We start from the raw sequence: 21,536 nt of genomic DNA on the forward strand, positions 1-21,536 counted from the left end.
TGCACCAACCGCCGGCTCTCTGTTATGTACAGGAATTACTACTGATCCTTATCATCGAAATATGTATACAATATCGGGACCATTATATAAAAAAGCAAGCCCAAAGTCAATATTACACGTCATAATTGCCCTCTTGAATCCCACGGTTCGAACCGTTCCATAACACTATTTGTTATTTAGGATAAGCGAAAACGCTCAATGCCTTCCTCCAGATTATGAATGGTCCAATTCACATGTTCCTGATTATCATATTGGCGATAAGCGCACTCAATGCGTAGTACAAGATCAAAGTACAAGTCATACAGACTTCTTCTTCTCAGCTCACTTTCAGTCGTAATCGCATGCCCATACCCTTTCACAAAACCGGGAGTATAGTTAAAATGACTGAAATAATGCTCCATCAGAGGGTCTGCCCACAAAGAACGCTCAAAATCTATAATCGCTGTGATATGACCTGCATCCACTAACACATTGCCATCCCACAGATCCCAACTGACAAGCACAGGTTCTTTGACATCGTCCAGCACATCCGATTTTTCTTCAAGCAAGCGTCTCAACTCAGGGTAATCCATCGAAAATGTAATCCCGGCTTCTTCCCCATCAGTAAGAATGTCATCCATCAGATTCATAAATGCTTCCTTCCATGTGGAATATCGCTGTTTTTGCTCCGAGAAATATCCGAACTGCTCACCCTTAATTTCGTTAATTCGACGATTGTACTGACCTAGCTGGTGTTCAACGGCTTCCTGCTCTTTCGCAGAATACTGATCCTTGACCTGATTATAGGGTGTTCCAGACATATACTCCATGATAAAATAACGCGCTGGAGCCATGATTAACGAATCATCATAAGCCAGCACTTGGGGGACGGGAACATCCTTCAGTTCGCTGACAAAACGCAATGCCTCAACTTCAGCAATCATCAGATCCTGTTCACAACGCATCAGATTGGTCGAAGCTGAAGGAGCAATTTTGAGTACCACCCGCTGTGCGTCACTCAGTGTAATGAGATATGCATGATTGGCCCAGCCATCCACCATTTCCTTGTAATCCTGTATACTTGCAGAGAAATGATGCTCTATTATGGCATTCAACTGTTCTGACAAGAGTCTTGTTTTATATGTACTTTCCACTTCTACACCTCACCTTGACTATTGATTGATTTTCTTAGAAAACGCTTTCCATCCGACTATTATGGCCTCCTTTGCTTTGGCTGGCAATACCTTTTGTCACGTGATATGTCTTTCCTTGCATTTCCTTACTCTATTACAGAAGCTTGCTATTCATTCTCCATGGAAATTGGAACAAAAAAAACTGCCCTTATACACTATAAGGACAGTTCTCATGATTCGCTCTTACTTCACAGCAACGTAGAACAAGCGCTGTGCGCTGTCTCCCGCCTCTTTCCATTCAAAATCCGCATATACCTTCACATCTCTAAAGCCTGCCTTGGACAACTCCAGCTTCATCCAGTCCGGATCATACGCACGCTGGACATGAACTTCTTCAAACCGCTGGTACATATCCTTGCGACCATCATCCACACGCGAAAAGATACTGAGATGATGTTCAATCTCACAGCGATTCTGGTCCAGATCACAAGTCCAAATATAAGATACGGAGCGCTCATCCAGTACGAAAGGCTGCTCCTCATCATAACGAATAAGGGTATTGGGATGATGCACATCAAACAGGAACGTTCCATCAGGCTTCAGCATCTCATATGTGCGCTGGAATGTTCGAATGACACCTTCTTGTTCAAGCAGATAATTGACGCAATCACAGAAAGATATCACCGAATCCACAGGTTCCGGAACTCGCCATTCCCGCATATCCTGCTGCACCCAACGGACACTCCCCTCGCGATACAAGCGATGACCCTGAGGCGTAGCCTCCATCTTGCTGCGTGCAACCGACAGCATATCAGATGAGAGGTCAATGCCTGTAACTTCGAAACCGGAGTTCACGAGTGGGATCGTAATGGAGCCCGTTCCACAGCCAAGTTCAGCGACACTTTTGGGCATTCCATGCTTTTCCCATGCTGTTCTTGCAAACCTTATCCAGTCCGGATAAGGCATATCTTCCATTAATTCATCATAGACGTAGGCAAATTTCCGGTAAGACATGTCAGGCACCGCACTTTCAATTTCATTTTCCAATCCTGTTAACAAAAGAAAAAGCAGGGGCATCCGGTGTTTACCCAGCCTATCCCTGCCTTATCCGAGTTCCATATTACAACTATTTAATCAGGAAGATTACTTGTTTTCACTTTGATCCGCAGGAGCAGATTCAGACAGATACGTCCAGCTTTCCTTTTGGACCACCAATCCGTCCTTCATCAATTTGCCCAAGGCACGCTTGAAAGCAGATTTACTGATGCCAAAGCGCTGCTTGATGATATCCGGCGGAGTTGCATCTGAGTAAGGCATGCCGCCCATAGGACGCTCTTTCATAAAGGCGAGCAGCTTGTCTGCATCTTCGTTACGTCCAACTTGTTTGAGTTGAGTCATGGCCAGATTCACACGTCCGTCTTCACGTACCAGTGTCACCCGACATTTAACTTTCTCACCAAGACGCAGCATATGACTGCGTTCAGATGAATGAATCATACCAATCGCGCCAAAGCCCAATACACCGCCCTCTACAAGTACAAAAGTACCCATCTGCAGTGGCTTATATACCGTCGCTTCAACCCACTCGTTTAACCATGAAGTAGGCGCATGGAAAGACAAGGGTGACAGCTCACGTTCCCCGGCCAATTTGGCACGCAGACGTCCCTGCTTGTCATGTTCCATGATTACAAAAACTTCATCCCCCACTTGAGGACGCAGTTCTTCCAGTTCAGGCAGTTCACGAATAGGAAGCAGCAATTGCCGTCCAAGTCCCATTTCCAGGAAACAGCCCAGTCGTGGGTGAACATCTGCCACAACCAGTCGTGCCATTTCGCCAAGCATGAGATAAGGCTTTTTCATCGTTACAGCCAGACGATCTTCCGTGTCAAAGAATACAAATACCTCAAGCGTTTCACCAATCTTAATATCCCGCGTTAACTCGGTGTAGTGAAGCAGTACATCTTCCGATCCTGTCGTCAAAAAGAAACCAAACGGAGACACTTCACGTGAAACCGGCAAAGAGACGACTGTTCCAGCAATCAAACTCATACAGTTTCCACCACTTTGGCATCAGACCATAGTCGTTCAATGTTGTAGTATTCACGCTCGTCGCGGTGGAAGATATGAACAACAACATCGCCCATGTCCATCAATACCCAACGTGCGGAATCCATACCTTCGATACCTTTGATCGTCGCTCCGGCTGCATGAGCCTGTTTGCGAATTTCAGTGGCAATGGCTTGTACCTGTGTATCGGAATTCCCGTGACAAATAACAAAATAATCTGCCACCAGAGAAACATTAATTAGATCCAACGCTACAATATTGGATGCCTTTTTGTCGTCAGCGGCAGCAACCGCCATATTCATAAGTTCTTTCGATGATACTGTCATGAACCAACCTCCATAATCTATAATTGTGCAATCAAGTCATTCCGCGACAGCATGGTCAAAGGATAAATGACACGTCGCTGCGAGATCAGCAAGCTGATCGTCGAATCGAATCCGGCAATTAAACCTTCCTCCAGACTACGTTCAGCCTGTTCGCGAATATGATCCACTCCCGGGAAATCTCGTCCCGGTTCAATGTAATCAGCAAGACATACCACTTTGTCCAGCAGGCTCATGCCTACCCGACCCGAGGTATGCCACCGGATGGCATGAATAACTTCGGAATCCGTTACACCGTAATCACGCTCGGCTACAAAAGCACCGACTTCGGAATGCCAGAGTTGCTTGTCATGCTGCAAAAGTTCCTGGTTTAATCCGTTATCACGGATGACCGCTTCCATCTCCGCTACGGGCCAGTACTTCGCCACATCATGCAATATCGCTGCCAGATCTGCTTTCACAGGATCAGCACCATATTTTTTAGCCAACATCACTGACGATTCCATCACACCCAGTGTATGCTTCCAGCGTTTTTCTGGCATTTGTCCGGATACGGCTTGAATCAGTTCCTCACGGCTTAGTGCCATATAAACCGCTCCTTACAATGTATTGGTGCACCTCATCAGGAATCATGAAGCGTACCGAATGACCTTTGGCCAGACGTCTGCGTACGGCTGTCGATGAAATATCGACCAAGGGCATCTCGGCCAGCAGGACCCGATCCTGTAACTCGTCTGGTAAATCATCGAGATGTAATTGGAAGCCCGGCCGACCAACTCCGATAAAGGTTAAGCGTTCTGCAAGCTCCTCAATCTGCTCCCATTTGGGAAGATAGTTCACCATATCAGCCCCGATAATGAAATAAAATTCATGTTCAGGATGGCGACGCCACAGTTCCTTCATCGTATCGATGGTATAAGACACTCCGCCCAATTCCATCTCGATACCCAGCACCTCATATTGCTGCACACCCTTCACAGCCGCCTCCGTCATATCGAGACGTTGCTGTCCCGAAGCTCCGGCTCCGCGTTTGTGAGGTGGAACATGGGAAGGCATGAACCAGATCTCATCCAGTGCATGTGAGTCCCTTGCCGCTTCAGCTGCCAGGAGGTGTCCCATGTGGATCGGATCAAACGTACCACCCATGATGCCGATCTTCACCTGCGTCACGCTCCCTTATCTAGGTAGTTCGATTTGTTTGTTATCGCGAGATTCTTTGTACAGGATGATTGTGTTACCAATGAGTTGTACAAGCTCACTTCCCGTTTCACGGGCAACTTCTTCTGCCATCTCTTTTCTGTCCTCGTCATTGTTGTTCAATACTTGCACTTTCATCAATTCGCGCTTCTCAATTGCATCTTCGATGTGACGGAACAGGTGCTCGTTGGTTCCACCTTTACCAATCTGAAATACAGGGGTCAGGTGATGTGCCTGTGACCGCAAAAAGCGCTTTTGTTTACCGTTTAACATGAATACTCCATACTCCTTATGTTGAGCAGGCCCTGATCGACAGCGTAAAAACTGTCCAGACCTGACCATTCAATTATTATTTTCACACTTCAAAACTTTTTAACACCGCTCGTCTCATCGTCTCCACTGGAGCCGGAATGCCGAGCCAATGCTCGAAGGCCACTGCGCCCTGGTATACAAACATCCCCAGACCACCGTGCACCGTGCATCCGCGTAATCGCGACTCCCGAAGCAGACGGGTTTCCAGCGGATTGTAGATCAGATCACTCACCGCTGCTCCTTCACGGATCAGTGCGGGATCAACCGGTACGTCATCAACATGCGGATGCATTCCGGCAGCCGTTGTGTTAATCACGATATCAGCCGTAGCCAGTACCGTCGCAACGTCTTCCATGCCACTACCCGAGATCTCTCCCAAGCCGTGGCCTCGTAAATCCGAAGCAAGTGCAATAGCTCTATCCGCTGTACGATTCAGAATGTGGATACGCTCAGGCTTCTCAAGTGCAAGTGCATATATGACGCCTCTTGCTGCTCCTCCTGCTCCGAGTACAGCAATACGTTTGCCCGCAAGCTCCGGCACAGCCTCTTCTTTCAGCGATCGGACATAGCCAATACCATCGGTATTGTACCCTGTCAGTGTTCCACCTTCATTGACGATGGTATTCACCGCTCCAATCAGGCGAGCACTTTCATCGATTACATCCAGATACTGCATCACCTGCTCTTTGTGCGGGATGGTGACATTGACACCACGGTAGCCCAATGCCACAATTCCCCGAACTGCCGCTTCCAGTTGATCCGGATGAACATGCAGTGGCATATACATTCCATTCACTCCTGCAGCCTGCAGAGCCGCATTGTGCATTGCCGGAGACTTGGAGTGAGCAATAGGATCACCCATGACACCAAGCAACACGGGAAGTGAAGAGTTGAACTTTTTCTGCTCAGACATAGGTCCGCCTCCGATCCATCTGATGTACAGGTTCTGAGATTATTAGATCAAGGATGGGCGGATCTGTACACGAATGCCTTTAGGCGCATGAACAGCAACCAGTGCTCCAATATCGCCATTAACCTTAATCCAGCCCAGACCAGAGATAAATACATCCGATTGACTACCGCGTTTGATGCGGAATTCATGTCTGGTCCATTCAGCCATCTCTGCTGCATCCTCACGGGTTGGCGGAGATAACAATTCTCCCAGGTGGTCGCGGTACAGGTCATCTGCACGCTCCAGCTTCGTCCGGTGAATATCAAGCGCAGTGCTGATAAAACAAGTGAACGACTGGCGATCACCTTCAACAAAGTCGAATCGAGCCATGCCGCCAAAGAACAGCGTCTGACCGGAATTCAACTGATACACAGCCGGTTTAAGCGGTTTTTCCGGCATGATGGCAGCGAGATCCTTACGTGAAACAATCTCGCTGAAACGCCATGGATACACGATTCCAGGCGTATCAATGATATATTTTCCATCATCCAACGGAATGTTCACCATATCCAGCGTTGTTCCCGGATAACGGGATGTGGTCAGTTCCTGCTCCAGATCGCTGTAATCACGGATCAGACGGTTAATCAGTGTGGATTTACCCACATTGGTACCGCCAACCACGTACACGTCACGATCTTCGCGATACGTTCCCACAAGCTCAAGCAGTCGGTCGAAGCCCTGATTTTGCTTTGCACTGCACAAGACTACATCCACGGTACGCAAACCCTGTTCTTTGGCTTGCTTTTGTACCCAGTTGCGAACCTTGTTCCAGTTAGTTACCTTCGGAAGCAAGTCCGTTTTGTTCACAGCAAGCAATACCGGATTGTTGCCTACAAAACGTTGCAGACCGGAGATAATACTGCCATCAAAGTCAAACAAATCAACGATATGGATGACAAGTGCATCCTTATCCCCGATTTTGCTAAGCAGCGCCAGGAATTCGTCCTGATCCACCGTAACGGATGATGACTCATTGTAGTTTTTGATACGGAAACAGCGCTGGCATATAACCGGTTCACGATCCAGTGCTTTCTCGGGGATAAACCCTGGTAATTCCGAATTTTCTGTTTGCAGATGCACGCCGCATCCGCTGCACCTTACGGCAAGATTGCCGTTATGCGGTTCTGTCATTTCTTCTTTTCCTCCTCAAGCCATAAGCCTTTCCTGCGTAAACTCGTTAGAGCAATCCGTTCCACGCGCCGATTGAAGCGGGTCATAAATCCTTCGTCTCCAATGGAGATTGGCAGTACCAGAACGGTATATAACCCCATTCGGTTCCCTCCATAGACGTCCGTAAGCATCTGATCGCCTACTACAATCGTTTTTTCAGGAGATAACTCCATCATTTTCATTGCTCTACGAAACGGTACATTCGATGGTTTGCGTGCACTATGCACAAACTGGATATCCAGCGGGGTCGCAAACAGGGATACACGATTCAAATTGTTATTGGACACAATCATCAGCTTGAAACCTGCCTCTTTCACACGTGCAAACCATTCAATCAGTTCGGGCGTAGCGTCAGGGGCTTTGGCTCCAACGAGTGTGTTATCCAGATCAGTTATAATTCCACGGTAGCCTTGAGCGTACAGCTCTTCCAGATTAATGTCAAAAACCGTGTCTACACGCAGCTTGGGCATTAACATTTTAAACAAAGAAGTCACCTCAGTTTCATACGACACACTATATCACAAATCCGTCTTTCCTGAAAATGCATACAGCGCCTGATGGCATAGGAAAAAAGGAAAAACGGGACGGGCAACAACTATGCCCGTTCCGCTTTCAGTTCCTTCCGCAGCTTCAAGGCGGTCTGATAAACACCCTTCCAGTCGTCGGCAGTTACGGACGCCGGACTGTAGCGAGTCTGTTCAAACTTCGTGAGAAGCTGATGCAATGTAGCTTCTGCAGCCGGTTTGGCCTGGCTCCATCGAGTTACCGATTCACGAAGTGTTTCGTCTCCGCTCCGGGTCAGTCCTTTGCGTTTCACATACTGAATCCAACGCTCGGTCTCTGCCACTACCTTCTGTTCAGGGGTGAGCGGTCCACCTGTCCGTAGACGAAGCAGGAAGAATCGCATGGAGAAACGATTACGCCAGAACATGTATGCTACCCACAATACAATAATCGCTCCTGCAGCCCAGATAACAAAAGTCGGGATGGCAGACGATGCCTGCTCAGGTGCAGGGGTCTGTTCTTCCTCTTGTACCGGCTCCTCTTCTGGCTGTTCTTCAGGCTCATCTACAGGCTGTACATCAGGCTGTTCCGTGAGCAACGGCATATCAAAGCCCGGCGTTGCTTCAACGGGAATCCAGCCATACTCACCAAAATAGACCTCTGCCCAAGAGTGTGCATCTGCATTGGTAACGGTGTAGGTCGTCTCAATCTCCGCACCAGGTTGACGTGGAGCCTGCATGTCCGAATTCAGGGACAGTTGTCCAGGCGCATAACCTTTAACCCACCTTGCAGGAATGCCCTCCGAGCGCGCCATCATCACTAGCGCAGTGGAGAAGTAGTCACAGTAGCCTTCCATAATATCGAACAGGAAGCCTTCCACAAAGTCGCTGCTTACTTTTAGAGATAAATCCGGATTGTTCGTGTATTCAAAATTAGTTTGTAAATAGTTTTGCAGTAATGCCACTTTTTCATACGGCGTATTCGCAGTTGCCGTTATCTCGGCAGCCAGATCCGAAACCCGGTCAGGGAAACGGGATGGTAACTGCAAGTACATATCATCTGCCGGATTGCTGGTATACAGATCATCAAAAGACTTCGTACGAAGCTCATCTTCCACTATCACTGGGGCTTCCGATACGATGGTATATGTCTTGGGATACTGTGGTTGCTGACGGTCTGTCACCACATGCAGTTCAGCCTGTTCGGCATTCCACAGCATACGTTCCGTTCTGTCCTCACCGTTAATCGAACTCACTTCCGAGATCGAATAAGCACCAAACAGAATCGGATAGACATTGTCATTCAGCATCGTTACGTTCTGAGTCACTTGTTTGGTGTTCACGTTACCAGATTCATCATTCTCCAGAGGCTGTCCCGCTTCAACATTCTCTGTCGCACCACGTCCGCGGTCGTCCCAACCTGTGCCTGTGTACTCCGCACGTGTCTCACCGCGCCAGTAACTGCGTTCATTGGTCGTGACAGACATGACAGGAGTATAGTCGAAATTAAATCCTCCACCCAGCTGATTGTCTTCCCTGCTATATCCAGATTCGGTAGCCGACGGAATATCAAGATTTCCGTTACCAGCCTGACTTGTGGAAGTGCCGGTGTAGTTACGCCATGCCGTATATGGGTCCGTCAAGGTGGGTGGAATCTCCGGCATATTGACGCTGGCTACAATAATCAAAGAAAAGATAATGGCAATATTGGCCAGGATTTTATACGGATACCGGATGATTCGTTTCCAACCTTGTGGATACTGTAGCTGATAATTACGGAAATGCTGACATACAAGCCATCCCATGCCCGCGAACATCACCCAAGCGATTTCGATCCAGAGTGGAATCTGGGTGAACGAATCAAGAATCCCCATCGAAATGATGTTAACACCCAGAAAAACAAGAATGCGACGTGTTGTGGTCACAAGGCGTAGGGCAGCTTCAAGCATTACCCATGCACACAGGGAGAACCAGATGTACGGCGACATGTGCAATATAAATTGCTCCGCTCGGTCTGTTAAAGAACCATAAGGGATGTACACCGTGTAATCAATTAGCGTTTTATGCAAAATGTAAACAACGACAACCGCCTTGATGATCGTCCGATACACCGTTTTGAAGGGCAGAATGACCTCCAGCACACTGACTGCTGCAAGTGTCCATAACACCAGAGAAGTTGTCTCCGTATACCACGATTCCTGCGTAAATGAAATCCACTGCATTCCAATTAGGAAAATCCAGAGCAATGAAGCTGCATGATACCAGGATCGTTTGCCTGTAACACTTTCATTTCCTTTTGTACTCATACAGAACCTCCCCCCATCACCGTTGGAAGCTCCTGCAAGTGAGAAACAGTGAATGACCTCGTGCCTCTTCCACGCAACATGGCATTCCACTCCGCACTCCGGCGGGATTCACTGGTATCGATCAGAATATGACATGGCGTCATGCCCCGCGTATCGGCCCAGCGCAACAGTTCCAATATTTTTTCATCCTTCTGAGGAGAAATCACAACAAAATAAGCTCCCTGGGGCAGTTGACGCGCTATTCTTTCCACCCCAGGCAACAGCTGGGTATCCTGCCCGTTATATTGAATATCCACCAGATGATGCATCATCTTCTGTCGTTCTAGCAGACTTTCACTGGGGGCCATGAAGGATGTCTCCTCTGACAATGTCAATAGTCCCATCCCCAACCGTTCCCTGGCACCATACTCCAGCAGAGAAGCAGCCGTGGATACGGCAATTTCGAATGCTTCCCCATGTTCATAACTTGCTGCCAGCGCATCGAGAACCAAAATGGTTTTCGGTACAGACTCATGCTCGAACTCCTTGGATTTCCAGTTCCCCGTCTTCGCCGTAGCATTCCAGTGAATGCGGGAAAGTCGATCTCCGTATACATAGTCACGTACACCATTGATCTGTGTCGTCTCTCTGCGTGAGCGGGTCAGATCCGTCTGAGGACCGGATAATCGTGATTTCCGGTCGTAGAGCTGCCAATATGGAATAAATACCGTTCTTGGCAGTACTCGAAACTCACCTTTGGCCTTAAACTTTCCACGATGTTCAATCAGTCCAAATATGTCCTCACTGGCACATTCCGTTTCCGAAAAAACATACTTGCCCCGCTCAAGTGGCGGTGTCTGGAAAGAAAGCTCGCCATTTCCTCGCATATTGGGAATCAAACTTTCCTTGAACGACCAGGATTCTCCATTATGCCGGTGCAGCATTTCACGCACAACCACATAGGGAAGCGGGAGGAATCCCGGAATCGTCAGACTCAACTGTACTTGAACCTGGTCACCTGCATGCAGCAGTTCTTCGTGGTCCGGACCAGAAGATAACTTGCGCACTCCCTGAGCACGTCTTACTCCGCTAAATCCAGCAATGGCAAGATACACACAGAGCAGGGTTACCATCGACAGCAACATAAGTGATGTCTTCCCGCCCTGAAACAAAACATAAGCCAGACAGCACATCCACACCATTGCGATGCTCCATACGCGTGGGTGGCGCAGCCCTCTATTGACTGTACTAAAAAGCGGCTTCATAAACTATTGCCCCATGGAGACGGGCACACGTACCTGCTGGAGTACGGCATTCAGAACGGCCTCGGAACTCATACTGTCCAGTCTCGATTCGGGACGTAGCACAATACGATGAGAGATTACATAAGGGGCCATCGTCTTCACATCATCCGGCAGCACATAATCACGTTCCTGCAGGAAAGCAAAGGCTTTTACGGCCATCATAAAGGATATGGCTGCCCGTGGGCTGGCACCCAGCAATACAGATGGGTGGGAGCGAGTTTGACGAACAACGTCCAGCAGATAGTCCATGACCGGATCACCGATGAAGACTTCCTTAATCTCCTGCTGAATTACCGAGATTTGGTCCATATGGGTTACCGATTCAAGGCGATCTACAGGCTGACCCAGCTGATGTGTCTTGAGCAAGGTTTTCTCAATCTCTTTATCGGGATAACCGAGACTTATTTTCAACATAAACCGGTCAAGTTGCGCTTCCGGCAATGTGTACGTACCTTCAAAATCAATCGGATTCTGAGTTGCACAGAGCATGAACGGATGTGGCAGATCATACGTATCTCCATCAACGGTTACACTACGCTCCTCCATGACTTCGAGCAAAGCCGACTGGGTTTTCGTTGTTGCCCGGTTAATCTCGTCAGCCAGCAAAATGTTGGTCATCACGGGACCTGGACGGAAATAAAAGCGCTCATCCTTCGGATGAAACACGGATACGCCCGTAATATCACTTGGTAAAATATCAGGATTACATTGAATGCGTCGGTACTCTCCGCGCATGGATTTCGATAACGCCTTGATTAACTGCGTTTTGCCAGTTCCCGGTACGTCTTCAATCAGAACGTGCCCGCCTGCAAGCAAAGCTGTAAGTAAAAGTTGAATTTCAAAGGATTTCCCCATAATGCAGGATTCCAGATTCGAACGAACTGCGGATATGATTTGGATCGACTCTTTGCGCACAGGCATGTGGTCTAACCTCCTAAAAAAGCATACAGATTTCCTTTTATTGTACATGATCCACGGGCGTGAGTACACTCGAAGGAACTCACAATTTGTTTCCAGCCGTCAGATTCACCGCAGTTCACGCATGAATACGACAAAAAAAGGCCCGGATAGAAGTTATCCGAAGCCTTTGCTGAATCGCCTTATGTTCAAGTAGATATTCCACTCTATGTCAGCCTTTTGGCCTAACCACCAATGCGGCGAGAAATGAAAAGATGATCGCTGAAGATATCCCTGCCGCAGTTAGATCGAATATCCCCGTAATGACACCAAGCCATCCCTCTTTCTCCAGTTCCGTCAATGCCCCGTGCACCAAGGAATTACCGAAACTTGTGATGGGGATTGAAGCACCCGCACCTGCAAATTTAACCAAGGGGTCGTACAGGCCAAATGCATCCGCAAGCGCACCTGCCACAACAAGTGTGCTCATCGTATGTGCCGGTGTCAGTTTGACCCCATCCATCAGAAGCTGCCCCACAACACAGATCAAACCGCCAACGATAAATGCCCACAAGAACTGCATGACCTTTATCCCTCCTTTTCTATGGCTACCGCATGAGCAATACAGGGAATACTTTCACCCTGCTGGTACGAAATTGGAGACAACAGTGCCCCGGTAGCAACGACGAGCACACGCTTAAGATCACCCTTCTGCATTCGATTCAAAATGTGACCATAGGTTACCGTGGCAGAGCACCCACATCCACTTCCCCCGGCAACAACATAAGGCTGTTTCTCCCGATCATAGATCATTAGGCCGCAGTCATTAAAAACCGTCTGTTCCATAGGAATGCCTTCTTTTTGCAAAAGCTCTTTGGTAATTGGCAGACCGACGGAAGCCAGATCCCCGGTAACAATGAGATCATAATAACTAGGCTCCAACCCCGTATCCCTGAAATGCGAGATCAGGGTGTCGGCTGCTGCCGGTGCCATCGCTGAACCCATGTTGAAGGGATCTTTGATGCCCAAATCCATAATGCGCCCAATGGTGGCTTTGGTAACTACAGGACCATCACCGGTACGGGAGACTACACCACACCCTGCTCCTGTTACGGTATATTGCGCATAAGGCGGCTTCTGGGATCCATATTCGGTCGGATATCGAAATTGTTTCTCTACCGTACAATTGTGGCTGACCGTTCCTGCAAGGACATAATCACCAGCTCCCGAGTCAACAATCATCGACGCTAGCGCTAACGTTTCCATCGAAGTAGAACAGGCTCCAAACACACCCAGGTAAGGCACACCCAATTTTCGCGCGGAAAAGGAACTGCTGATAATCTGGTTCATCAGATCTCCGCCAACAAAAAAGTGAAGCTCTTCCTTGGTAATATTGGCATTAACCAATGCCAGCTGGGAGGCCTGTTCCAGCAGTTTGCGTTCTCCCTTTTCCCACGTCTTCTCGCCGATCTCAAGATTGTCATAGACGTAATCAAAATCAGATGACAAGGGACCCTTGCCCTCATCAGGTCCTACAACTGCCGCTTTACCGATAATTCGTGGACGATTCTCAAACTGCCACGTTTGGCGACCCAATCGCTTCATAGATGTCCACCTCCGAATCCCAGAAAGGCGTAAACGATGCCTACGACAAATGCTGCAACGACACCAAACACGATAACGGAACCAGCAAGTTTAAACATGTTGGCCCCTACACCGAGCACCAGTCCTTCAGCCCGATGTTCCAGTGCAGCAGAACACATGGAATTGGCAAATCCGGTAACCGGCACAGCCGTTCCTGCTCCTGCCCATTGAGCCATTTTATCGTAAACACCGAGACAAGTTAGAATAACCGATATGAGAATCATGACCGCCACCGTAGGACTGGAAGCCTCCTTCGATGTCATGTCGAAACCGGCCATAAAAGCCTCTTGAATGGCCTGTCCAATCAAACAGACGGTTCCACCCACCAGAAATGCCTTAAGGCAGTTTTTCAGGATTGGACGAGGCGGCTCATGTTTTTTGGCGACTTTCTTGTACTCCTTTTCATCCATGGAAAGGGACGATGATTTTTTTTCGCTTCCGGATGCAGATTGAGCTGGCAAGATACAAGACCTCCTCTATGTGAAAATGGATCAAAGCTAAGGCTGAATGCCAATGTGTGTAATCCTCTATTCATTGTTTGTTAATGATGGGAAGGTTATGTATCCGGCGACAGACAGCATATGTTTCCAACTGGATCAAGCCGTGGAAGCAGGATTGGTTTACGCCGGATCTGACACATTATTTAGTTACGTCCTATAAATAAAGAAGAACGATCACGAGCAAGATAAAAAGAACGATAAAGAGCACTTTTTCCGTGCCTTCTTCTGGAGGCTTCATCTGATATCCCGGCTCCTTCCTGTGTGCAGACAAGCGAATATTGAGCATGAAGACCTTCACATAATGATGACATCCCCTCCATATATTCATATTCATTGTAGTGGCAACAGGATTGCGACTACAGCGGATAGAATGGAGAAACCTCGAAACGATCCGAGCCCAAAACATGCCTTAAATACGTGACATAAACATGGACAATCACTTGCGCAAGGTTCATACTGTAATGTGACCAGTGGTTAAATAACAAGTCCTCAGCATATTAGAGTGCATGTTCAAAAAGATAAAAGACTTTTTGAACTACATATTAAAGGACAACAGGCGGGTAGCCGTTCTACTGTGACCTGATTTACATACCAACAGAGGAGTTGTTGACACATGAATGAAAAAACGATGGATATGTTCCGTACATTAACGGAGTTCCCTTCCGCATCCGGTTTTGAACGTGAGCTTCGCGGATGGATGAAAGAGCAACTTTCCGCTTATACCGAGGAATTCGTACAGGATCGCCTGGGGAGTCTTTTTGGTGTATTGCGCGGCGAGGAATCCGGCCCTAAAGTTATGGTAGCCGGACACTTTGACGAAGTAGGTTTCATGACTACTGGCATTACGGAAACAGGCATGATCAAGTTCCGTCCACTGGGCGGATGGTGGAGTCAGGCTGTACTGTCTCAACGACTGGAAATCATCACACCTGATCGCCGCATTACCGGAGTAGTAGGCTCTACACCTACACACTTGCTGGACGAGTCCCAGCGGAGCAAACCTGTTGACCTGAACACCATGTATCTCGATATTGGAGCGGACAACCGGGCCGAAGCAGAATCCTGGGGCATTCATCCGGGGATGCAGATCGTGCCAATCTGTGAATTCACACCCATGGCCAATCCGAAGAAAATTATGGCTAAAGCGTGGGATAATCGTTACGGCGTAGGACTTGCACTTGAACTTGTTGAAGCACTGCACAAGGAAAAACTGCCTAACACACTCTATGCCGGTGCAACGGTTCAGGAAGAACTGGGGCTTCGCGGTGCACGTACGGCGGCCAATCTGATTCAGCCTGATATCTTCTTTGCATTAGACTGTAGCGCGGCGAATGACATGACAGGTGACAAGCAGTCCTTTGGACATATCGGACAAGGGGCATTACTTCGTATTTTTGACCCGGGTATGTTCACCCATCGCGGAATGGTGGAGTACGTACAAGATACGGCTTCATCCAATCAGATCAAAATGCAGTATTTCATCTCACCAGGTGGTACCGATGCAGGTCAAGTTCACCTGAGTGGAATTGGTGTGCCATCCACAGTTATTGGGATTTGTGCCCGTTATATTCACACCTCTTCTTCCATCATTCATACAGACGACTACGATGCAGCCAAAGAGCTGATTGTGAAGCTGGTGAAGGGTCTGGATCGGACAACAATGAATACGATTATTGGTAACGCATAGTAGTTTGATTAACGGAAAGTCCATAAATATTATAAACCAAAAAAGAGATGTCCCGTCAGACCGGGATGTCTCTTTTTGGTTTAATCAACTAGATTAATAGGTCGAACGTTATGGAGAACGCACACATAAGATATACGATAATGGAAGATCAATAACCAAACACCAACCAGTGGGGGACCTGTTATGGCAGTGGGAAGGAATGGAAAATCAAATAAAGGTTCTAACAAAAAAACAAATGCTGCTAACACCCTCCTTAATGGAAGCCTCAAAGGGAAAAATCTCGAACTGATTGTAGCAGCGCTATTGGTGAGCGGAAAGCTGAGAGTGGATTCAGTCACGTTGTTTCGTGAGGCTACATTGGTTGTAGAATTGGTCGGTCAATATAAAACGCTTCAAAAGGTCACACCCTCGAATTCAGACAAACTGGTGCAATTCCTAGATGAAACTGGTGCGGATATGACGCTCAATGATGTTATACGGGCATTTCAGCAGAGAATCAATTCTTAATGGCCAAGAAATGAGGTGGACGTCATGTCCGAGTTTGACGGAATCGGATTTGCCGAACTGTTAATTGTACTTATTCTTATTGTTTTATTTGCGTTTGGCTCCTCAGATATTGAAGGTTTATCCAGCACTCCAACAACGAATTGATCACATGACCCTCTTCTCATGGATACAGGTAAATTAATAATATAGAAAATACCAGTCCTTATGCAGGACTGGTATTTGGTCATTACAGAAATAACGGTGAGAAAGCAATCCAGGCCAAAATAAGGGTAAGCACAATGCAGACATTCTCCACAACGGCTCCACGCTTGGTTCCTGTACTCATTAGATTGACCCGTATGCGCCACTTGAGCGGTGGTAAGGGGCGAATCCCCCGATTGGTTAGTGAATCAGCAAACAGATGCATCGCGTATGCCGTACCTCCCGCTACCCATATCTCCGGTCCCTGCTGCTGGGTCGTGCTGTAAAGCAAGCCCGCCCATATTGCGGTTCCGTACAGGGTATGAGTCAGTCCCCTGTGGGTTAGCGTGGTGCATAACATTAACAAGCTGCCTGCAATCAGATTCCATGGTGCGAACGCGTGACCATAGAATACTAGCCCGAGTCCAATCGCAAACATCAGCACTTTGCGAAGCGAACGGGAAGGCAGAAATGACACGAGCGCAATAAGGATCGCAAGTAACAGATTCCACGGTTTGGCATGAACATAAAAGTACACGAAGACAGCTGTGGGCAACAGAATCGTCTGTAACAACCTGATCAGGCTATTAGGTAACGCTCTCGATACCAACAGTGAATTCGGCTCATCGATGTCAGGCAATAACGAACCAATCAGAGCAACCGTAACTGCAGGCGCAGTCACCGGCATACCTGCCAACTGCAGAACAGATAGCGATACGCCTGTCCCGATAATCAGGTGGGATCTTCCCATCATGATGCAAAAACTTCCTTTCGAAGAAATAGGGAACATATAGGGCCCAGTTCCGATTTTACAACGAAAACAATATAAGAACAATAGTTCGCATTTATCATTTATATGAAAAAAATATAACATTCTGTGATGGGGCTCACACTATTATATTTATGACTCATCTATCTTTATTAGTGAATTAAATCACATATATTATCTTCAGCTACTTGTATAATTTCAAATATAAACCATTAAAATTGTTGGTAATGTACAGCGTCTACCCAAGGAGGCCTACACACATGAACGGAAAAAAAGAGAAACTCGTTATCATTGGTAACGGTATGGCAGGAATCAGTACGGTTGAACAAATTTTGAAATTAACTTCGCGATTCGATATCACCGTTTTTGGCACAGAGCCCTACCCTAATTACAACCGCATTATGTTGTCCTATGTATTGGAAGGAAGCAAAACACTGGATGACATTGTGTTGAATGATCTCCACTGGTATGAAGATTATGGTATTACTCTCCATACAGGAACAACTGTATCCCGGATTGATCCGGATACGCTTGAGGTCGTTACAGAGGATGGCACTCGCTTCCCTTATGACAAAATTATCATTGCGACTGGTTCCAACTCCTTCATTCTCCCCGTACCAGGGCATGACAAAGAGGGTGTTGTCGGTTTCCGGGACATCGCCGATTGTAATGTCATGTTGGACGCTGCTAAACAGTATAAAAGAGCGGCCGTTATCGGCGGCGGACTGCTGGGTCTTGAAGCAGCCAAAGGTTTGGTACAATTGGGCATGGAAGTTACCGTAGTACATCTGATGCAGGATCTGATGGAGCGTCAGCTTGATCCGCAAGCTTCAGCCATGTTGAAGGCAGAACTGGAACGTCAGGGTATCCGCTTCAAAATGGGTGCGCAAACGTCCGAACTGCTAGGTGGGGAACGAGTTGAAGGAATTCGTTTTGCCGATGATTCCGTACTGAATGTTGATTTTGTGGTCATGGCTGTAGGCATCAAACCCAATACGGTTGTAGCCCGCGAAAGCGGTATGGAAGTGAACCGGGGTATTGTCGTGAATGACTACATGCAGACTTCACTTGAGAATGTGTATTCGGTCGGGGAATGTACAGAGCACCGCGGGGTATGTTACGGCCTCGTTGCCCCATTGTTCGAGCAAGGTATGATTCTCGCGAAACATATCTGCGGTGTGGAGACGGCTCCTTATGAAGGTTCTGTTGTATCCACGAAATTGAAAATTTCGGGTGTGGACGTCTTTTCAACGGGTGAATTCATTGACAGTCCAGAGCACACCGTCATTTCGCACAAAGACGACTGGAAACGGACTTACAAAAAAATTCTGCTCCGCGATAATAAAATGGTCGGTGCCGTGCTCTTCGGTGACATCACGGATTCTGCCGAATTGCAAAAGCTGATCAAAAATCAAACCGAAATGACCGAGGAACTGTACGGTTCGCTCATGGGCACAGGCTGCGGCGGACATAAGAAAGCAACCTCTGTTGAAACGATGCCCGAGGACGAGATCGTATGCGGATGTAACGGGGTGACTAAAGGAACTATTGTCGATGTAATTACAAACCAGGGCCTTACCACTGTAGATGAAATCAAAGCCTGTACAGGTGCAACCCGCTCTTGCGGTGGATGTAAACCGGTTGTGGAACAAATTCTGCAATACGTGCTGGGAGACGGCTTCAGCAGTGGTGCGAAACAGGGAATATGCGGATGTACTTCTATGGGACGAGATGAGATCGTAGCCGAAATTCGTCAAAAAGGACTGCAAACGACCAAAGAGGTCATGAATGTACTTGGATGGAGTCAGCCAGAAGGTTGTTCCAAATGTCGTCCGGCGATCAACTATTACCTTGGCATGATTGCACCGGATACGCACGAAGATGAGAAGGAATCCCGTTTTGTTAACGAACGCATGAACGCGAATATTCAAAAAGATGGAACATACACGGTTGTACCTCGGATGTATGGCGGGGTGACTACACCAGCAGACCTCAAACGCATCGCTGACGTTTCCGTCAAATATGATGTTAAAGCAGTCAAAGTGACTGGTGGTCAGCGTCTCGACTTGATTGGTGTCAAAAAAGAAGACCTGACCAAAGTCTGGGCTGAACTGGATATGCCTTCAGGTTATGCATACGCCAAATCGCTGCGTACAGTCAAAACTTGTGTCGGCTCCCAATTCTGCCGATTCGGTACACAGGATTCCATGGCCATGGGCGCTCGCATTGAACGTAAATTCGAACGTCTGGATCTGCCAGCTAAGTTTAAATATGCCGTGAACGGTTGTCCGCGGAACTGTGCAGAAGCATGTACAAAAGATATCGGTATTGTAGGTAACGACGGCGGCTGGGAGATCTTTATCGGCGGTAACGGCGGTATAAAAGCAAGACTTGCTGATTCCCTGTGCAAAGTGAAAACGGATGAAGAATTGATCGAACTGTGCGGCGCCATCATGCAATATTACCGCGAAACAGGCAACTATCTGGAACGGACTTCCGAGTGGGTGGAACGCGTGGGTCTGGAGCATATTCACTCGGTGGTCGTGGATAACCTTGAGGAACGTAAAGCGTTGATGGAGCGGATTGAATTTGCACTTGAGCATGTTGAAGAGCCTTGGCAAAAAGCGATTCGCAATGAAGAAGGCCAAAGTAAAATGTTCCATGGTATCGAAGTATCGGCTCGTCCATAAACAAGCACGCAAGATCAATACTGGCTGAGTGATAAATAGATAAGGAGTGGTTCAAGATGACGACAAAACAATCAGGCACCTACTTCCCTGCCGGAGTAGTTGAAGAATTCCTGCCACGAATCGGAAGAGTAGTTGAAATTCAGGATCACCAGCTTGCTGTCTTTCTTGCATCGGATGGTACCATCTTCGCTGCAGATAATCACAACCCCCACCCTAAGGGTGGCCCGCTGGCTGAAGGCATAGTGTCCGGACATTATCTATACGATCCACTGTATGATTGGAAAATCGACCTGACTACCGGACTTGTGCAAGCACCGGACAATGGGCAAGTGCAGATGTATCCGGTGAAAGTAGAGAACGGCCAGGTCTGGATTGAAATATAGCTCCATCGAAACGTTCAAAGATTGATGCAAAATAATGGGGGAAACCGTAATGTATACACCAAGTGTTGAGGGAATTATTGAAGCTGCGGTAAAAAAACGGGATCAGATGAATTCAAATCTTTCACGCTACATGGTTGCCGCCTTAATGGCGGGTGCCTATGTAGGGCTTGGCATCGTACTGATCTTCAGTATTGGTGCCCCGCTCCTAGCGGCACAGTCACCACTGCAAACCATGTTGATGGGCATGTCCTTCGGACTCGCCCTCACGCTGGTCATCTTTGCCGGATCGGAACTATTTACAGGCAACAACATGTTTTTCACCATGAGCACGCTCGCAGGCCGGACCACAGTTAAAGATACACTGAAAAACTGGGGACTCGTCTTCCTTGGCAACCTGCTAGGTGCAATCCTGCTCAGCCTGCTTATTGTGGGCAGCGGCCTGTTCAAAACGGCTGCGCCCGAACATCTTTTATTTGTCGCTTCTGCCAAAAAGATGGCCGCTCCCGTATCGGAGTTGTTCTTCCGCGGCATTCTATGTAACTGGCTCGTCTGTCTGGCGATCTGGATGGCTGCTCGCACGAAAGAGGATATCGCCAAAATTGCTCTCATCTGGTGGTGTCTGTACGCCTTTATTGCAAGTGGATATGAGCACAGTGTTGCCAATATGACATTGCTGTCCTTGTCCTGGCTGTTGCCAAACCACCCGGATACGATTACTCTGGCAGGCTGGTTTCATAACATGATCCCGGTGACACTTGGTAATATCATCGGCGGTGCCCTCTTTGTCGGAATGGCTTACTGGTATACTTCGCCGGTACGTAAAAAAGCATAATTATTGATTCAACTGCACTTATGTAACGCTAAGTAACTGCACACTAAAGCCACGATGGATGCTGGACTCACGTTCAGTCACACATCGTGGCTTTTTATTGTTTGTCGTTAAGCTCTTACTCTCTCGTACATTTCACTTTCATCCTCTCGTCCTTCTATAGAGAATTAAAAATTCATTTTACCTTTAACGCTACCCGCGTTAATCCACAGTTGACATAGCTGG

The 21,536-nt window shown here is 47.7% G+C and carries 22 protein-coding genes and 1 other annotated feature (1 of these 23 running past the window's edge); of the genes, 5 read left to right on the plus strand and 17 right to left on the minus strand.

Annotation, left to right across the window (positions count from 1 at the left end; all coding sequences use genetic code 11):
- Window positions 1–64 (minus strand) — a binding site (T-box leader) (it extends 206 nt beyond the left edge of the window).
- 112 nt (window positions 65–176) lie between these two features.
- From OM416_RS07315 to spoVAC, 16 genes are all read right to left on the minus strand, one after another.
- Window positions 177–1,133 (minus strand): phosphotransferase family protein, encoded by a 957-nt coding sequence (locus OM416_RS07315; RefSeq protein ID WP_264928140.1) that lies wholly within the window; start codon window positions 1,131–1,133, stop codon window positions 177–179.
- Window positions 1,134–1,355: 222 nt separating this feature from the next.
- Window positions 1,356–2,126, minus strand: a complete 771-nt coding sequence (locus tag OM416_RS07320; protein ID WP_264928141.1) for a class I SAM-dependent DNA methyltransferase — start codon at window positions 2,124–2,126, stop codon at window positions 1,356–1,358.
- Between the two features lie 129 nt (window positions 2,127–2,255).
- The gene (locus OM416_RS07325) at window positions 2,256–3,161 is read right to left on the minus strand and encodes a S1 RNA-binding domain-containing protein (RefSeq protein ID WP_036668546.1); all 906 of its coding nucleotides are present in this window, start codon (window positions 3,159–3,161) and stop codon (window positions 2,256–2,258) included.
- Entirely contained in the window at window positions 3,158–3,505 is a 348-nt protein-coding gene (gene rsfS, locus OM416_RS07330; protein WP_036615136.1) for a ribosome silencing factor, read from the minus strand. The genes OM416_RS07325 and rsfS overlap by 4 nt, the downstream gene beginning before the upstream one ends.
- A gap of 17 nt (window positions 3,506–3,522) precedes the next feature.
- On the minus strand, window positions 3,523–4,089 hold the full coding sequence (gene yqeK, locus OM416_RS07335) for a bis(5'-nucleosyl)-tetraphosphatase (symmetrical) YqeK (protein ID WP_264928142.1): 567 nt from the start codon (window positions 4,087–4,089) through the stop codon (window positions 3,523–3,525).
- Window positions 4,073–4,663, minus strand: a complete 591-nt coding sequence (locus OM416_RS07340) for a nicotinate-nucleotide adenylyltransferase (protein WP_074095918.1) — start codon at window positions 4,661–4,663, stop codon at window positions 4,073–4,075. The genes yqeK and OM416_RS07340 overlap by 17 nt, the downstream gene beginning before the upstream one ends.
- Before the next feature lie 15 nt (window positions 4,664–4,678).
- Window positions 4,679–4,972: a ribosome assembly RNA-binding protein YhbY gene (gene yhbY, locus OM416_RS07345; RefSeq protein ID WP_017687186.1), complete on the minus strand. Its 294-nt coding sequence runs from the start codon at window positions 4,970–4,972 to the stop codon at window positions 4,679–4,681.
- 82 nt (window positions 4,973–5,054) lie between these two features.
- Window positions 5,055–5,924: a shikimate dehydrogenase gene (aroE, locus tag OM416_RS07350; RefSeq protein WP_264928143.1), complete on the minus strand. Its 870-nt coding sequence runs from the start codon at window positions 5,922–5,924 to the stop codon at window positions 5,055–5,057.
- Between the two features lie 42 nt (window positions 5,925–5,966).
- Complete coding sequence (gene yqeH, locus OM416_RS07355) at window positions 5,967–7,094, minus strand: ribosome biogenesis GTPase YqeH (RefSeq protein ID WP_017687184.1); 1,128 nt, start codon at window positions 7,092–7,094, stop codon at window positions 5,967–5,969.
- The gene (locus OM416_RS07360; protein WP_062835565.1) at window positions 7,091–7,618 is read right to left on the minus strand and encodes a YqeG family HAD IIIA-type phosphatase; all 528 of its coding nucleotides are present in this window, start codon (window positions 7,616–7,618) and stop codon (window positions 7,091–7,093) included. The genes yqeH and OM416_RS07360 overlap by 4 nt, the downstream gene beginning before the upstream one ends.
- A 110-nt stretch (window positions 7,619–7,728) precedes the next feature.
- Window positions 7,729–9,942 carry a DUF4129 domain-containing transglutaminase family protein gene (locus OM416_RS07365; RefSeq protein ID WP_264928144.1) on the minus strand — a complete coding sequence of 738 codons (2,214 nt, stop codon included), beginning with the start codon at window positions 9,940–9,942 and terminating at the stop codon, window positions 7,729–7,731.
- Window positions 9,939–11,186 carry a DUF58 domain-containing protein gene (locus tag OM416_RS07370; RefSeq protein WP_413775751.1) on the minus strand — a complete coding sequence of 416 codons (1,248 nt, stop codon included), beginning with the start codon at window positions 11,184–11,186 and terminating at the stop codon, window positions 9,939–9,941. Before OM416_RS07370 ends, OM416_RS07365 begins: the two co-directional genes overlap by 4 nt.
- A gap of 3 nt (window positions 11,187–11,189) precedes the next feature.
- Entirely contained in the window at window positions 11,190–12,146 is a 957-nt protein-coding gene (locus tag OM416_RS07375; RefSeq protein WP_264928145.1) for an AAA family ATPase, read from the minus strand.
- Between the two features lie 208 nt (window positions 12,147–12,354).
- Window positions 12,355–12,705: a stage V sporulation protein AE gene (gene spoVAE / locus OM416_RS07380; protein ID WP_062835568.1), complete on the minus strand. Its 351-nt coding sequence runs from the start codon at window positions 12,703–12,705 to the stop codon at window positions 12,355–12,357.
- Window positions 12,706–12,710: 5 nt separating this feature from the next.
- On the minus strand, window positions 12,711–13,727 hold the full coding sequence (spoVAD, locus tag OM416_RS07385) for a stage V sporulation protein AD (RefSeq protein WP_062835569.1): 1,017 nt from the start codon (window positions 13,725–13,727) through the stop codon (window positions 12,711–12,713).
- Window positions 13,724–14,227 carry a stage V sporulation protein AC gene (gene spoVAC / locus OM416_RS07390; RefSeq protein WP_036615164.1) on the minus strand — a complete coding sequence of 168 codons (504 nt, stop codon included), beginning with the start codon at window positions 14,225–14,227 and terminating at the stop codon, window positions 13,724–13,726. The genes spoVAD and spoVAC overlap by 4 nt, the downstream gene beginning before the upstream one ends.
- Window positions 14,228–14,879: 652 nt before the next feature.
- On the opposite strand from spoVAC, the gene OM416_RS07395 reads away from it, so the two are divergent.
- Window positions 14,880–15,953, plus strand: a complete 1,074-nt coding sequence (locus OM416_RS07395; protein WP_264928146.1) for a M42 family metallopeptidase — start codon at window positions 14,880–14,882, stop codon at window positions 15,951–15,953.
- A 183-nt stretch (window positions 15,954–16,136) separates the two neighbouring features.
- Window positions 16,137–16,460, plus strand: coding sequence for a hypothetical protein (locus tag OM416_RS07400; protein ID WP_264928147.1), 324 nt, complete (start codon window positions 16,137–16,139; stop codon window positions 16,458–16,460).
- A 226-nt stretch (window positions 16,461–16,686) separates the two neighbouring features.
- On the opposite strand, the gene OM416_RS07405 is transcribed toward OM416_RS07400, so the two are convergent.
- On the minus strand, window positions 16,687–17,394 hold the full coding sequence (locus OM416_RS07405) for a metal-dependent hydrolase (protein WP_264928148.1): 708 nt from the start codon (window positions 17,392–17,394) through the stop codon (window positions 16,687–16,689).
- Window positions 17,395–17,669: 275 nt separating this feature from the next.
- Here OM416_RS07405 and nirB point away from each other — a divergent pair, with 275 nt between their 5' ends.
- From nirB to OM416_RS07420, 3 genes are read left to right on the plus strand one after another with little or no spacing between them, the layout of a single operon-like run.
- Window positions 17,670–20,099: a nitrite reductase large subunit NirB gene (nirB, locus tag OM416_RS07410; RefSeq protein WP_264928149.1), complete on the plus strand. Its 2,430-nt coding sequence runs from the start codon at window positions 17,670–17,672 to the stop codon at window positions 20,097–20,099.
- A 56-nt stretch (window positions 20,100–20,155) separates the two neighbouring features.
- Window positions 20,156–20,482, plus strand: coding sequence for a nitrite reductase small subunit NirD (gene nirD / locus OM416_RS07415; RefSeq protein WP_017687170.1), 327 nt, complete (start codon window positions 20,156–20,158; stop codon window positions 20,480–20,482).
- Window positions 20,483–20,531: 49 nt separating this feature from the next.
- Complete coding sequence (locus tag OM416_RS07420; RefSeq protein WP_264928150.1) at window positions 20,532–21,314, plus strand: formate/nitrite transporter family protein; 783 nt, start codon at window positions 20,532–20,534, stop codon at window positions 21,312–21,314.
- Window positions 21,315–21,536 lie beyond the last annotated feature (222 nt).

Source organism: Paenibacillus sp. LS1 (assembly GCF_026013365.1).
GTDB lineage: Bacteria > Bacillota > Bacilli > Paenibacillales > Paenibacillaceae > Paenibacillus.

Coding starts and splice junctions, on each gene's coding strand:
- OM416_RS07400 (WP_264928147.1), top strand. CDS start 16,137: ATGGCAGTGGGAAGGAATGGAAAATCAAATAAAGGTTCTAACAAAAAA.
- spoVAD (WP_062835569.1), bottom strand. CDS start 13,727: ATGAAGCGATTGGGTCGCCAAACGTGGCAGTTTGAGAATCGTCCACGA.
- OM416_RS07395 (WP_264928146.1), top strand. CDS start 14,880: ATGAATGAAAAAACGATGGATATGTTCCGTACATTAACGGAGTTCCCT.
- OM416_RS07325 (WP_036668546.1), bottom strand. CDS start 3,161: ATGAGTTTGATTGCTGGAACAGTCGTCTCTTTGCCGGTTTCACGTGAA.
- nirD (WP_017687170.1), top strand. CDS start 20,156: ATGACGACAAAACAATCAGGCACCTACTTCCCTGCCGGAGTAGTTGAA.
- OM416_RS07320 (WP_264928141.1), bottom strand. CDS start 2,126: ATGTCTTACCGGAAATTTGCCTACGTCTATGATGAATTAATGGAAGAT.
- OM416_RS07370 (WP_413775751.1), bottom strand. CDS start 11,186: ATGAAGCCGCTTTTTAGTACAGTCAATAGAGGGCTGCGCCACCCACGC.
- yqeH (WP_017687184.1), bottom strand. CDS start 7,094: ATGACAGAACCGCATAACGGCAATCTTGCCGTAAGGTGCAGCGGATGC.
- OM416_RS07405 (WP_264928148.1), bottom strand. CDS start 17,394: ATGATGGGAAGATCCCACCTGATTATCGGGACAGGCGTATCGCTATCT.
- yqeK (WP_264928142.1), bottom strand. CDS start 4,089: ATGGCACTAAGCCGTGAGGAACTGATTCAAGCCGTATCCGGACAAATG.
- spoVAE (WP_062835568.1), bottom strand. CDS start 12,705: ATGCAGTTCTTGTGGGCATTTATCGTTGGCGGTTTGATCTGTGTTGTG.
- OM416_RS07420 (WP_264928150.1), top strand. CDS start 20,532: ATGTATACACCAAGTGTTGAGGGAATTATTGAAGCTGCGGTAAAAAAA.
- OM416_RS07375 (WP_264928145.1), bottom strand. CDS start 12,146: ATGCCTGTGCGCAAAGAGTCGATCCAAATCATATCCGCAGTTCGTTCG.
- rsfS (WP_036615136.1), bottom strand. CDS start 3,505: ATGACAGTATCATCGAAAGAACTTATGAATATGGCGGTTGCTGCCGCT.
- aroE (WP_264928143.1), bottom strand. CDS start 5,924: ATGTCTGAGCAGAAAAAGTTCAACTCTTCACTTCCCGTGTTGCTTGGT.
- nirB (WP_264928149.1), top strand. CDS start 17,670: ATGAACGGAAAAAAAGAGAAACTCGTTATCATTGGTAACGGTATGGCA.
- OM416_RS07365 (WP_264928144.1), bottom strand. CDS start 9,942: ATGAGTACAAAAGGAAATGAAAGTGTTACAGGCAAACGATCCTGGTAT.
- yhbY (WP_017687186.1), bottom strand. CDS start 4,972: ATGTTAAACGGTAAACAAAAGCGCTTTTTGCGGTCACAGGCACATCAC.